Annotated in this window: 11 protein-coding genes; 2 read left to right on the top strand and 9 right to left on the bottom strand. The window is 68.0% G+C overall.

Features of this window, described 5'->3' with window-relative positions:
* The first annotated feature begins 20 nt into the window (after nucleotides 1-20).
* Nucleotides 21-1,007 (top strand): ParB/RepB/Spo0J family partition protein, encoded by a 987-nt coding sequence (locus AC5Y4F_RS25275; RefSeq protein ID WP_067930722.1) that lies wholly within the window; start codon nucleotides 21-23, stop codon nucleotides 1,005-1,007.
* Nucleotides 1,008-1,273: 266 nt separating this feature from the next.
* The gene (locus AC5Y4F_RS25270; RefSeq protein ID WP_067930719.1) at nucleotides 1,274-2,053 is read left to right on the top strand and encodes an acetyltransferase; all 780 of its coding nucleotides are present in this window, start codon (nucleotides 1,274-1,276) and stop codon (nucleotides 2,051-2,053) included.
* Here AC5Y4F_RS25270 and AC5Y4F_RS25265 read toward each other — a convergent pair.
* From AC5Y4F_RS25265 to AC5Y4F_RS25225, 9 genes are all read right to left on the bottom strand, one after another.
* Complete coding sequence (locus tag AC5Y4F_RS25265; RefSeq protein ID WP_499999316.1) at nucleotides 2,050-3,270, bottom strand: N-acetylmuramoyl-L-alanine amidase; 1,221 nt, start codon at nucleotides 3,268-3,270, stop codon at nucleotides 2,050-2,052. The two genes, AC5Y4F_RS25270 and AC5Y4F_RS25265, sit on opposite strands and share 4 nt — an antisense overlap.
* A 131-nt stretch (nucleotides 3,271-3,401) precedes the next feature.
* Entirely contained in the window at nucleotides 3,402-3,755 is a 354-nt protein-coding gene (gene trxA / locus AC5Y4F_RS25260) for a thioredoxin (protein ID WP_067930713.1), read from the bottom strand.
* Nucleotides 3,752-4,762, bottom strand: coding sequence for a thioredoxin-disulfide reductase (gene trxB / locus AC5Y4F_RS25255; protein WP_499999314.1), 1,011 nt, complete (start codon nucleotides 4,760-4,762; stop codon nucleotides 3,752-3,754). The genes trxA and trxB overlap by 4 nt, the downstream gene beginning before the upstream one ends.
* Nucleotides 4,763-4,855: 93 nt before the next feature.
* Nucleotides 4,856-5,626, bottom strand: coding sequence for an RsmA family anti-sigma factor (locus AC5Y4F_RS25250; protein ID WP_499999312.1), 771 nt, complete (start codon nucleotides 5,624-5,626; stop codon nucleotides 4,856-4,858).
* Nucleotides 5,627-5,698: 72 nt separating this feature from the next.
* Nucleotides 5,699-6,286, bottom strand: coding sequence for an RNA polymerase sigma factor SigM (gene sigM, locus AC5Y4F_RS25245; RefSeq protein ID WP_067930704.1), 588 nt, complete (start codon nucleotides 6,284-6,286; stop codon nucleotides 5,699-5,701).
* A gap of 79 nt (nucleotides 6,287-6,365) precedes the next feature.
* On the bottom strand, nucleotides 6,366-10,010 hold the full coding sequence (locus AC5Y4F_RS25240; RefSeq protein ID WP_499999308.1) for a murein biosynthesis integral membrane protein MurJ: 3,645 nt from the start codon (nucleotides 10,008-10,010) through the stop codon (nucleotides 6,366-6,368).
* The gene (locus AC5Y4F_RS25235; RefSeq protein WP_499999306.1) at nucleotides 10,007-12,406 is read right to left on the bottom strand and encodes a hypothetical protein; all 2,400 of its coding nucleotides are present in this window, start codon (nucleotides 12,404-12,406) and stop codon (nucleotides 10,007-10,009) included. The genes AC5Y4F_RS25240 and AC5Y4F_RS25235 overlap by 4 nt, the downstream gene beginning before the upstream one ends.
* Complete coding sequence (locus AC5Y4F_RS25230) at nucleotides 12,403-13,137, bottom strand: NUDIX hydrolase (protein WP_067930701.1); 735 nt, start codon at nucleotides 13,135-13,137, stop codon at nucleotides 12,403-12,405. Before AC5Y4F_RS25230 ends, AC5Y4F_RS25235 begins: the two co-directional genes overlap by 4 nt.
* Before the next feature lie 85 nt (nucleotides 13,138-13,222).
* Nucleotides 13,223-13,522 (bottom strand): hypothetical protein, encoded by a 300-nt coding sequence (locus tag AC5Y4F_RS25225; protein WP_197520458.1) that lies wholly within the window; start codon nucleotides 13,520-13,522, stop codon nucleotides 13,223-13,225.
* Between the last annotated feature and the right edge of the window lies 1 nt (nucleotide 13,523).

Below are 13,523 nucleotides of genomic sequence, written 5' to 3'. Positions count from 1 at the left end.
CCATCCGCGAAGGGACGACCATGACGCAGCCGTTACGCAAGAAGGGAGGCCTCGGCCGAGGCCTGGCTTCGCTTATCCCGACCGGCCCCGCGGAGGGCGACGCTGGGCCGGCTACGCTCGGCCCGCGGATGGGCGACGCGGCCGCCGATGTCTTGATCGGGGGACCACCGCCGCAGGACGCATCGTCGGTGGGCGCGGTCTACCGCGAGATCGCACCCGCCGACATCGAACGCAACCCGCGTCAGCCCCGTCAGGTGTTCGACGAGGAAGCCCTGTCGGAGCTGGTGCACTCGATCCGCGAGTTCGGCCTCTTGCAGCCGATCGTGGTGCGGGCGATCAAAGATTCCGCAAGCGGTGCGCGTTACCAGATCGTGATGGGGGAGCGGCGCTGGCGCGCGGCCCAAGAGGCCGGCCTGGCGACCATCCCGGCGATCGTGCGCGAGACCGGCGACGACGATCTGCTGCGCGACGCCCTGCTGGAGAACATCCACCGGGTGCAGCTGAACCCGCTGGAAGAGGCGGCGGCCTACCAACAGCTGCTCGACGAGTTCGGCGTCACCCACGATGAACTGGCGGCGCGCATCGGCAGGTCGCGGCCATTGATCACGAACATGATCCGCCTGCTCAAGCTGCCGATCGCGGTGCAACGGCGGGTGGCCGCCGGAGTACTGTCCGCCGGTCACGCGCGCGCGCTGCTGTCGCTGGAGGCCGGGCCCGAAGCGCAGGAGGAGTTGGCCGCCCGGATCGTCGCCGAGGGACTCTCGGTGCGAGCCACCGAGGAAGCGGTCACCTTGGCCAACCGCAGTGGTGCGGCCACGCCGACCGCCCCGCGACGCAAGCCAATCCAGATGCCCGGCCTCCAAGACGTTGCTGACCGGCTGTCGACCGCCTTCGACACCCGCGTCACCGTTAGCCTCGGCAAACGCAAGGGCAAGATCGTGGTCGAGTTCGGTTCGGTGGACGATCTACAGCGCATCCTCGACGTTATGTCCCCGCCCAAGGCATGAACCAGGACACCGTGTAATTACGTCACTGTGACACCGCGGCGGCGTTGGTGCCAAATTCGCGTATACCAGGAACACCGGCTCAGCGAAACGGCATGCATATCAACAACTTTCGGCCCTGGAGGGGTGGAGGCTCCTTGATGCGGACCGGTCCGGGGGCGCCAAACTCGATGACCAGGCCAAAGCTGGCCCGATCACGGCCACCTCTCCTATCCTGGAGGGGTTGCCGGTGCAGATGGCTGCAGTACCGCACAGAAGCCAGGAGGCTAGTGTCCGCTCGAATCATGCCGCTAAGGCTCGAGGCATTCGAGCAGCTTCCCAAGCACGCACGCCGGTGCGTCTTCTGGGAAGTCGATCCTGCGACCCTCGGTAATCACGACCACCTCGCGGACCCGGAGTTCGAAAAAGAAGCGTGGTTGTCGATGGTGATGCTGGAGTGGGGATCGTGCGGGCAGGTCGCGACCGCGGTCCCGGACGAGCGAAGCCAGGCCGAGCCACCATGCCTGGGCTACGTGTTCTACGCGCCGCCACGGGCGGTGCCGCGGGCACAGCGGTTCCCGACGGGTCCGGTGTCGGCGGATGCGGTGTTGTTGACGTCAATGGGTATCGAACCGGGACCGGCGGCCGACGACCTGCCACACGGCTTGATCGCCCGGGTCATCGATGAACTGGTACGCCGTGGCGTCCGCGCGCTCGAAGCGTTCGGGCGCACCCCGGCGGCCTCGGAACTGCAGGATCCGCGCTTGGTCGGTCCCGACGTACGGCCCGTGCTGGAAGCCGTCGGCGATTGCTCGGTGGACCACTGCGTCATGGATGCAGATTTCTTACAAGACACGGGTTTCGTTGTGGTAGCCCCACATACGTACTTCCCTCGGCTGCGCCTCGAACTCGACAAAGGCCTCGGCTGGAAGGCGGAGGTGGAGGCTGCCTTGGAGCGCCTGCTGGAGAACGCACACCTGGAGCAGCCGGTGGGCGCCGGGTCCACGGCAGGGGGCACCGGATCCACGACAGCGAATGCGCGCGAAACCACCCTGGGTGGCTACGGTTAGGAACCGCCGAGTTGGCTGGTGCGTTCCACCGACAGTTCGTGGGCCAGCAGCTCGGCGAAAGTGAAAGTGCCAGTGGGGCGGTCGTTCTTGCCCAACAGGTACAGCCGCTTGACCGCGGCCAGGATTCCCTCGGCGATGGCGTCGCGAGTCTGCGTTGAGACCAGCATGGATCGGTCGCGGGGATTGGTGATGTAGCCGACGTCGACCTGTACGGTCGGCATCCGGGTCAGGCGCAGCAGGTCCCACGTCCGGCCGTGTGTGCGGCAGTCCCGTAAACCAGTGCGCGCCACCACTTCTCGTTGGATGAAGTCGGCCAGGTTGCGCCCGATGGTGGAGACCGAACCGTGCGAGTTGCCGAAATGGAAGGAAGCCACCCCGTTGGCGGCGGGGCTCGCCTGACTTTCGCAGCGCAGGCTGATCATCAGGTCTGCGCCGACATTGTTGGCGGTGGCGGCCCGTTCGGCATCGAGCGGACTGCGGTTGACCGGCCTCGACAGGAAGGTCTCCATGCCAATCGCGGCCATCCGCCCTTCCAGGCGGCTGGCCAAGTCCCACAACACATCTGCTTCGCTGACCGGTCCCGACGGGCCCTGCATGATCATGCCGTGGTCTGGGCCCCCGCGGCCCGGATCGATGATGATCCGCTTGCCCGACAACTTGGGACCGGATGAGCGAACCAACTCCTCTTCGCGTAGCGCGTGCGGAGATCCGCCGGTGACCCGCGAACTCAGGAAATGAAAGGAACGCAATGTTTCTGGCCCGCAGATCCCGTCGGCGGACAGGCCGTACTCGCGCTGATACGACATCAACGCGTTGTGGGTCTGCAACCCGAAGTATCCGTCGACCAGCCCGGTGTAAAAGCCCAGATCCTGCAAGCGAGCCTGCAGCGTGGCGACGTCGTCGCCGAACAGCGGGGCACCGAATTGGTGATACAGGGTGCGGGCACCGAGCCGGTACGACGCCTCTTTGAGCGCCCGGTAGGTGGCCTCGCCGACGATGCCGTCCACCAGCAGGCCACGATGCTGCTGAAAGGCACGAACCGCTTGGTCGAGTTCGGCGTCGAAGAGCTCGAGGGCCACGTGCCGGCCGGTGTTGAGATCGTCCTCGGAGCTATCCAGCAGGCCCAGCGTGGCCAGCGTCGCCCGGATCTCGGTCACTGCAGCGCTGTGATCACCACAGCGCAGCGCGTCGCCGTATTCGCGGCGCGGACTCGGCATACCAAGGGCCCTCCGGGACTAATTGACAAGCTCAGATGTGGGCAACAGCTAACGGTATTGTCGCAGACGCTTGGTAAATTCGGGAAAACCCCAGGCTATGCGCGGGGCGTGGTGCGACGAACTAAATGAAATCAGCTGAGGTCGGGAACCGCGTCGGACAGCTCACGCAGTAACGCCGCCTTGCCTTTCGCGCCGACGATCCGCTTCACCGGCTGCCCGTCTTTGAACAGGATCAGTGTGGGGATGGAGACCACCTGGAAGTTCTGTGCGGTTTCGGGGTTGGCATCCACGTCGAGCTTGGCGACCGTGAGTTGTTCGCCTCGCTCGCTGGCGATCTCCTCGAGAACCGGCGCCACCATCTTGCACGGGCCGCACCACGTTGCCCAAAAGTCAACCAGCACAGGCTTATTGCTGGACAGCACGTCAGTGGAGAACGACGCGTCAGAGACTTCTAGTGTGCCACCGGCTTTTTCGGCGTCGGTCATTGTGGTGCTCCAATCAATGTGTCGGTACTGCCCGGAAATTCGGTGGTGTCGCCTTGTGCGGCGGCGCTGGACTCTTCGTGGTCGGCGAGCCAGCGTTCGGCGTCGATGGCCGCCGAGCAGCCGCTGCCGGCGGCGGTGACGGCCTGGCGGTAGGTGCGATCCACCAAGTCCCCGGCGGCGAACACCCCGTCAATCGAGGTGGCCGTGGTACGCCCGCCCACCAGCACATAACCGTCGGGATCGGTGTCCACCACCTCCCGGACCAACTCCGAGCGCGGATCATGCCCGATCGCCACGAACACCCCGCTCACCGCCAACGTCGAGACCTCCCCGGTGACGGTGTCGCGCATCCGCAACCCGGTCACCGACTGCTCACCCTCGACCGCCTCGACCGCCTTATTGGTCACGATGGTGATCTTGTCATTGGCACGCGCGCGATCCAGCATGATCCGCGAGGCCCGAAACTCCTCGCGCCGGTGCACCACCGTCACGCTGCGGGCAAACCGGGTCAAAAACGTGGCCTCCTCCATCGCCGAGTCCCCGCCCCCGATCACCGCGATGTCTTGATCCTTGAAAAAGAACCCATCACAGGTCGCACACGAGCTCACCCCGCGGCCCAGCAACTCCTGCTCGCCGGGCACCCCCAGATACCGGGCGGCCGCGCCCATCGCCAAGATCACCGCCCGTGCGCGTACCGTCTGACCCTCGGCCGTGGTCACCGCTTTGACCGGGCCCTCCAGCGAGACCGATTCGACGTCTTCCATCCGCAGATCCGCCCCGAACCGCAACGCCTGCTCCCGCATCTGATCCATCAACTCCGGACCGGTGATCCCGTCGCGAAAACCGGGGAAATTCTCTACCTCGGTGGTCGTCATCAACGCCCCACCAAACGCCGTGCCCTCAAACACCACCGGCGCCAACTGCGCCCGCGCCGCATACAACGCCGCGGTATACCCAGCAGGACCCGAACCAACAACGATCACGTCATGCACTGTGTCGGCGGTCATGGAAACCTTTCAAGCGATTCGTCTCTGGACTTGTGTAAACGCCAGCGTAGGCAAGGCTGTTCCCCGGTGTGTCGCATCACCCATCGCACCACATTAGGGGCGGGGGACCTGGGTATTGGCCAGTAATCCGGTATCGGCGGCGCTGCAGTTGGGGGAGACCGCGAAGACAGCCAGCGTGTGTGGGCTGTCGCCGGCTATGACCAGAACGACGCCGGGACGGGCGTTGATCTCGACCGGACGCGCCCCCAGGACCTGCGTGGACGCCGGATAGCCGAGGCCGGTGATGCAAGAGGCGCGCCGCGCCGGGTCGTTGAGCGTTCCGTAGTCGGGGCTGCGGTCGAGCAGGCCGAGGATCTCGTTCCGTGAAAGCGGGACCTCCATCGGCGGCGTCGACAACGTGATGTGCTCGACGTCGCCAGGGGTGTCCGGGACGGGTTCGGGCGCATGCAGGAGCGCCACGGTCCCGAAGCCGATGGCGGAGAGCACCGCGCACAGGCCCGCGGCCGCCGCGACGGTCCGGGCCGGACGGATGTGTGGGCGGGCGGAGTGAACGGCCGGCCCGGTCGCATCGTCGGAAGCGGGCTCCGCCGAGCGCAGCGCCGCGGAAATTCGGCCGGTCATCTGCGGAGGCGGGTCAGGTGCGGAGCCTGGATCGGCGCCGACGGTGGCGAGGTCGCGGCGGACCCGATTCAAGGCACCCAACACGGCGGCGGCATCCGGGTCCGCGCGGACTCGACTGCGAACGCGGGCGGCGGCCTCGTCGTCGAGCATGCCGGCCTGCAGGTCGGCGAGCAGTTCGACGGTCAGCGGTGGGTCTGGTCCCGCGTCGCGGCCATCCGCCGCGTCGCTGTCCGCTGCATTCATCGGACCCAGTGTCCGTCATGCGCGCGCCGATGGCCACGCATAGCCCCGCGTGGGTGGCCGCCCGTCGACCGGTCAGGGCGGGCCGGCGGCGGCGTCGGGTAGAGCGTGGGCGCCGGTGTTGAGGTAGCCCAGCAGCTCGGCGAGCCGAACTCGGCCGCGGGCACAGCGGCTCTTGATCGTGCCTTCGGCGACGCCGAGGAGGCGGGCGGTGTCGGCCACGGAGTAACCCTGCATGTCGACGGCCACCACCGCGGCCCGCTGCTCGACGGGCAGCCGCATCAGAGCGCGCTGCACCGCCAGCGCGGTGTCGACCTGAGCCGTGCGATCGGCCACCGGATAGATGTCTTCCAGCGGCACGGTGGGGTGGGATTTGGTGCGGCGTAGCCGGTCCAGGCACGCGTTGACGACGATGCGGTGCAGCCAGCTGCCGACCGCGGCGTCATGACGGAATGCGCCGGCACCGCGGTGCGCGGAGAGCATGGCATCTTGCAGCGCGTCTTCCGCGTCCTCGGGGGTGCGCGTGGTCAGCCGGGCAAGCCGGTGCAGGTGCCGCCGGTGACGGTCAAAGAGCTCGCTGAACGCGTAACGGTCACCGGCCACGTGGGCTGCCAGCAGTTCGGCGTCACTACGCTCATGCTTTGCATTTCTCCCCAAGCCCACGGCCGGACAGTAACTAATCGCCCATGCCGCGGCACTTCACTCAGAACGGCTTATGTGAGTGCGGCAATTGGGCAGTAGATCAGGATGCCGCCTGCACGGTGATCTCCGAAAAGCCGGCTTGGCTCTTGCCATTGGTCGTTCCCAGCGTGGAGATCCACACCAGCAGGTTCGACGTCGGCGAGCCCGCCCTGACTGGGATCACGTTGTGGCCGGGCTTGAGCGTGAAGCCCTGGGCCAGCACGGTGGTGTCGTTGAGGCTCGACGGCGACGGTGAGGATGCCGCGCGGATCTCCACCTTCGTTCCGCTGCTCGGGGTGTCGATGGTGACTTGGCCGACCACGGTGGGGCCCGGCAGCTGCAGGATCAGCCCCTCGCCCTGCTTGAAACTAGGGAATGGGACGGCGTCGGTGTAGACCTCGGTCGCCCAGGCGGTCGAGGGATCGCCGTCGATGGCCTGCCCGGCGGTGCCCGCATTGTCGGCGTCGCCGTCGGGGGAGAAGACGGTCGCTTTGGTGGGTTTGACGACGCTGCCCGCCGCCGCGGGCGGGGCGCTCGACGAGGCCGACGCGGACGACGACGACGAGGGGCCGTTCAGTCCGAGCTCGTCCTTATTGAGGCCCCCGCCGACGTTGCCGAAGATCTTGCTCACGATCGACGCCAGCACCAGTAGGGCCACCACGATGACGGCGAGGCCGGCGCCGACCCCGATGAGCACGTTGCGTCGCCGACGGGCGAAGATCTCCTGGTCCTGACCGGGTGAGATCAAAGCCGTCGAAGGCGAGGGCGAATCGTCGATGGGACCTAGCACCTCGGTGCGGTCGGCGACTGCGGTGGCCTGCTGAAGCAGATTCAAAAGCGTTGAGGCGCTGCGTATTCCACCGTCCTCCTGGACCGCCCGCACGGCGACCGCGGAGATCTGAAAGGGGATATCGCGGTCGACCGTCATGGGCTCGACGGGGTTTCCGGAGGAGTCGCGTTGGGCGGCCGCGAGCCCGCTGCGCACCCCGCTCTCCACGATGGGCCATCGATTGACCAGTAGGGCGTAGAGCGCGGCGCCGATGCCGCGGATGTCGTCCTGCGGGTTGGCGTCGGGCATGGTGGCCGGGTAGGCCAGCACGACGTCGCCTTCGATACTGACCCGCACTCGGCTGGGGTGGTCGATCGACAGGGCGACGCCGGCGCGGTGGGCCGCATCGGCGGCCGCGGCCAGCGACTGCATGGCCCGCACAGCTCCCACCGGGGAGGGTGCGGTGTCGGCCACCTCCTGTAATGAGCCGCCCCGGATCCATTCGGAGACCACCAGGCCGCCGGAGCCGGTGTGCACCACGTCGAGGACGCGGGCGATACCGGGTTTGTCGATGCGGCTGAGCCGCAGGGTCCGCGACAAGATCTCCTGGAGGACCTCGTCGGGCAGGGCGCCGTCCGGGTCGACGAAGGTCAGTGCCACCTGCCGGTCCAGGGCGGTGTCCAGCGCCTGCCAGAACTGCAGTGGCGGGGCGCCGCCGTGGAACACCAGCAGTCGGTACCGGCCGCCGGCGATGCGGGCGCCGGGGACAAGGTGCACGTCGTCTCGTGTGGAATCCGCCGAATGTTCGCGCGGCGCTTCGAACGGGGTCTGTGCGTGCCGGGTACCGGGCAGCTCGGCGTTGGCCTGGTCGGACGGGCGCGCAGGGGGGGACCGCTTCGGCTCGTCGGCGGGGATGTCGGGTTGGAAGTCGTCGGCGACCGGCCGCGGCAGCGGAGTACCCGAGCCTGCACCAGGCCCAGAACTGGGGGCTGCGCTCTCCATCGGGCGTTCGGTCACCTCCGGTCCTTTCACTAGCCGGGCTCGGTTTGCCCGCTCCGGAGGCCTGCGCCGGATCGGCTCCTGGACCGCATTTACCCCAGGCGGGGACGAATTCCTCTGCTCAGGGTACGTGACCGGGCGCCGCTGAGACGATCGATCCTTGGCACTCGGTCTGCGCGGGCGCGGTCCGCGACCCGTGATGCGGTACCGCAGGGTGTCCCGCGCCGCCAGCGCCTCGGGGACCTGTGCGCTCAACATGACTGCGGCCGTGATCGGCAGCATGATCAGCCCCAGTACGAACAGCCGAAGCAGGGAACCGGCGCCGCCGTGCTCGGTGAGGGCTTCCAGCCCGGCCAGCCGGTCGACAACATGGGCGATCAATCCGGCCAGCATGGACGCGGTGAGTGTCACCAGGATCGTCCGGACTTCGCCCACGCCGATCAGGTGGCCGCCGGCCGGCAGCAGGGTGCGTCGCAGCAGGACGTAACCGATGATCGCGCCGGCGAGGAATCCGACGCCGTTGGCCAGTCCCAGAAAACCGGCCACCAGGTTGGGGTCGTCGGTGAGATGCGGCGCCAGCACCGAGCCGAGGATCTTGACGGCCGTGATGACCAGGATGATGACGATCGGCGTCCACGGCTGCTCGCGTGCGTAGAACACCCGCAGCTGCAGGAGCACCAGCCCGTAGGGGATCAGCGTGAAGGCCGAAAGGGTGATTGCGGCGCCCAGGTATCCCGCGTCGACGCTTCCGAAATGGCCGTAGGCGAACAGGGCGCTGCCAATCGCGGGGCCGCCGACGGTCATGAACGCCACGATCGGAATCAGCGTGATCAACGTCAGCCGGGTGGCCAACGACAGGTCTCCGAGGACGGCCTCGGTGTCGTCGGCTGCGGCGTTGCGGCTCAGCCGCGGCATCACCACGGTCAGTACCGTCACGCCGATCATGCCGAACGGCAGCATCAGGACCAGCCAGGTGTAGTTGTAGATCGCCGGGCCTGATGCCGCTGCGGTGCTTGCGATCTGGTTGCCGACCACCAGCCCGAGCTGGCTGATCAACACGTAGAGCACCATGGCTGCGGCCATCGTGCCGAAGCGCTTGAGTCGCTGGTCGATTCCCCACAGGGGGCGCAGGTCGACGCGCTGGCGGCGCAGTGCCACCCACAGCAGCCCGGTTTGGGCGAAGACGCCCAGCGTGGTGCCGACTGCGAGCACCAGCAACTTGGCGTTTCCCATCCGGACGGGATCGACGGACAACTCACCGGGAACCAGCGCGTAGACCGCCAGCGTCACAAGCGCGACGACGTTGTTGACGACCGGCGCCCAGGCGGTCGGCCCGAATACGTTGCGGGTGTTCAGGATCGCCATGAACACCGATGTCAGGCCGTAAGCGAGGACCTGCGGCAGCAGCAGGTAGGCGAAGGCGGTGGTCAATGGCTCGTTCACTTGCGGGTTGTGGCCGAGCATCAACCGCACCAACAGCGGGGCGGCCACCACCGACAGCGCCGTCGCGAAGATCAGCAGCGCCGTCGTCAAGGTGACCAGCCGCCGCACGAATGCCGCGCCGCCGTCGGGGTCGTTCTGCTCGGCGCGAGCCAGCACCGGCACGAAGATCGCCGTGAACGTCGCCTCCAGCACCAGCGCCGCCACCAGGTTGGGCAACTGGTTGGCCACCGAGAACGCGCTGGACAGCGCGGCGCCCAGGATCGCGGCCAGCAGCACCACCCGCGCGAAGCCGGTTAGCCGGCTGATCAACGTGGCGAAGGCCATCGCCCACGACCGTGATACCAGCGCGGCGTCAGAAAGCTCGGGACGCCGGCGATCGATCTCGGCGGCAACGGGCGGCAGCGGACCGGTCGGCGGTGAGCCCGGCACCCGGGAATGCCGCGCCGGCTCGGGCAGGCGATGGTGTGGCTGGGCCTGCCGATAGGTGGGGGTCATACTCGGTGCTCTTGTTCGACCTGGTTATCGGCTGCGTCGGATCCGGCGGCGTGCCGGGCATCGGGTGGGTCGGGGCGGTCCAGGTCGGCGCGGTCGGGTTGGCCACGGAAGCGGTGCCACAGGCGTCTGCCGGCCAGCAAGATCAGGACCGCCGCGGCGGACAGCGTGATGGCGAACAAGACCTTGCCGTAGGCGTTGGAATGCACCGACAACCGCACCGGCTCGCCCAGCCGCAGACCGTCCGGGGTCCGCAGCGTCGCGTCAACGGCGACCCGCTGCGTGAAGTTCACTTCGACCGGAATGCGCAGCGGAAGGTAACCCGGCGGCAGCTCGATCTGGCCGATGTCGGTGACGTTCATCCCCGGGGGCGCATCGACATGCAGGCGCACCCGGATCGGAACGGCCAGGCCGTTGTGCAATGCGAGTGGCAGCGGGCTGTGCTCGGTGGCCAGGGTGTAGGAGCCGCCCGGGTTGACGATCGTCACCGCTCCGAACAGGTCGTTGATCGTTTTGCCGACCACCGCCAGGCGTTGCTGGGCCAACCCGTTGCGGGTGTCGGGCGGTTCGGACTGGCTCAGCGCGCGCAGCATGTCCTCGCGCAGGGGCGCGGTGTACTGGAAGCCGGTCAGCCCGGTGCGATCGTCGGTCATCAGCGATGAGGTCAACCCCCACAGCCGGCCGACCTGCCCGGTGATGCCGGCGGTGACGTCATCGCTGAACTGGCCGGGTGCTGACGTGTAGGCGCCGAGCTCTTCGGGTGTTTCGGTGGGGGCTTGTGCAGCCTGGTTGGCGTCGGCGACCACGACGGGCAGCGGGCGAGGCACCGCAAGGCCGGAGCGGATGGTGGTGGTAAGCGCCGTCAGGATGACCTGGGCGTCGTCGGCCTGCAGATTCCAGGTCGACGGCGGAACCAAGATCTGGGTGCGCGGATCGTCGCGGTTGAGCGCACGCCAGAAGATCGAGCCCAGCGCGTCCTGTCGCCGTGCGGTCACCGAGTCGTGTCCCAGCCGAACCGTCAGGGACGAGTCCAGGTACGTCGGCGCTCCTGGGCTGGCACCTGCCCCGGCCAGCGCGGCGCCCACCGCGGGGTCGAACGGCGCGACCATGACCTGCGGGGACAGTCGCCGGGGTGCGGTGTCGACCCCGGCATCAGCGGAGCCCTGTGCCTCGGTCGCGGACAGGTCGGCGGCGGCGATCGCCACCGTGTTGTCGTTGGCGCCGAGCAGCTTGACCGCGCGGCTGGTCAGCGGGCCGTCGGGTACCAGCGTGGCGCCGCGGATGGACGAGACGTCGAGGATCTTGTCGATGATGCCGTTCGCATTGGTGGTGGCGATGGCGCTCAGTCCCGGATCGCTGACGCGCTGCACGGCATCCAGATCGGCTTGGGCGTACGGGAGTGGGGCCACACAGGTCCGGTGCGCCAGGGCGCGCAGGCGGTTCAGCCATTCGGTCGCGGTGGCCTGCCCCGCGCCGGGGTGGGTAGGGGTACCGGGCAGTTGTGCGGAGTCTTCGGTGGAGTTGGACACCACATAGCCGGCGGTCATCGCGTTGACCGTGACCAGCAGATCCGGGTCGATCGCCAGGCACAGCGCGCGGCCGACCGCGCCGTCGGGATCGACGTCGTGACTAGTGGCGACTTCGGCCGAGGACAGCAGAATGTCGAGCCGACCGCCGCTGGCCAACGAGGTGGCTAGCTCGTCGTCGACAAGCCGCACCGGGATGGTTCCGCCCGGGACGCCGGGCGCCAGCCTGGGCCGGTCGGCCAGCGGCCACAGCATGGTAATCATCACCGGTTTAGCGGTGTCGGGCGCGACGACGGAGCCCACGTCATCGGCTCGGTCCGCCGGCACTCCCACCACCGGTAGCAGGAATCGTGCGTTGTCCAGGCGGGCGGGTGCGCCGTAGTCGGGGGTGCCGTTGGCGTTGACCAGGACGGGGTATATGCCGGGCTTCTCCACTCCCAGCGACGGCTTGGTCAGGGCGCGCAGCGGGGCCGACAGGGTGAAGCCGACTTCTTGCCCGCGTTGCAGTTCGGGCGCCACCGTGAGGAAATCCGCGGCGGGTTGGTATCCGTCGGTGTCACCGTCCAGCGTGGTGCGCAAACCCGCGGAGGTGGTGACGGCGTCGGCGTGCTCGAGGCGGACCATCACGTCGCGGACCGGCCGGTCGCCGATGTTGGTCACCATGCCGCTGACGGTCACGACGGGTGGACTGGTCGTGGTGACCACGTCCGGGGTGACCTGATCGATGCGGACTCGGACAAACGGCGTCACCCCGGGCTCGCCCGCCGCCGCACGCGGCATGACCGGCGCGGTGAGCATCGCAAGTCCGGCCACGATGGCGAGCACGGCGGCGATGCGCACCAAACCGGCCCACCGGAGACGCGGAGCTGTCACGGCCCGGGTCCGTGGCCGTTCTTCCGGCCAGCGGCCGGTTTGTCCGAATGCCGGGTCCGCGAATGCGTCTGCGGTCGGCGCCGCGGCGAGCTGGGCGGCAGCGGGGGAAGCGACGCCGGACCGTCGCTCTGCAGCTTGTCGATCAGCTCGTTGGCCACGCGCGCCAGGCGGCGTTCGTCGGCGTAGGCCAGGCGCGACGGCAATTCGCCCATCGGCACCCAGGCCACCTCGGCGACCTCGAGATCCTCGTCGGAAAGCTCGCCGCCGGAGAAACGCATTAGGTAGTGGTGCACGGTCTTGTGCACCCGACGGCCATCGGTGACGAACCAGTAGTCGATGCGGCCCAGCGCGGCCAGCACGCTGCCCCGGATGCCGGTCTCTTCGGCCACTTCTCTGATAGCGGTCTGCTCGGCGGTCTCACCGAGTTCGATGTGCCCTTTTGGCAGCGACCACAGCATCCGCCCGCGCCGGTCGATACGCCCGATCAGGGCGGCGACCTGAGACTCCCGTGGTCCATCGAGACCGTCGATGACCAGCCCCCCGGCCGAGGTCTCGTGGACGGTCCGCAGCTGATCCGGTCCGCGGCGAGACGATCGGGATCGGCGGGATTTGGTGGCCGTCGAGTCGCCCGTCGCTCGACCGTTAGTGGGCTTTTCGGGCGAAGTCGCGGCGCCACGGCCCCGGCGCCGCCCCCGGCGCCGACGTGGTTTGCCTTGTTCGCCGTCCGACACCCAAGCGATAGTAGCTGGCACGGCATCTTCTCCTGGAGATGCTCGCCGCCGGGTGACTGCGCGAAGGTACGGCGCGGGCCGTTCGTCAGATCGGGCCTATTGCTGCGGCGATAGCCCACAGTGCGCCAAAGATAAGCAGCGAGATGGGCCCGGACAGGCTTCCGATGAGCATGCCGCGCCCGATCTGACCCATTGTCCCCGGAGCCAGCATTACCAGAGCCGAGATCGCCATGTATATCAGAACGACCGGCAGCACGAAGACGATTGAATACGGCATGAAAAGCCACGTGGCGAACTCGACGATGAAAATGTGAAGTACCGCCACCACGAAAGCGACCGGGCCATAACGCGACTTCGATACCGGTATCAGCGATTCGTCGGTCACC

Source organism: Mycobacterium sp. NGS56, assembly GCF_059812425.1.
The sequence above is the reverse complement of the archived record's forward strand: the minus strand, read 5'-3'. Positions and strand labels throughout refer to the sequence as shown.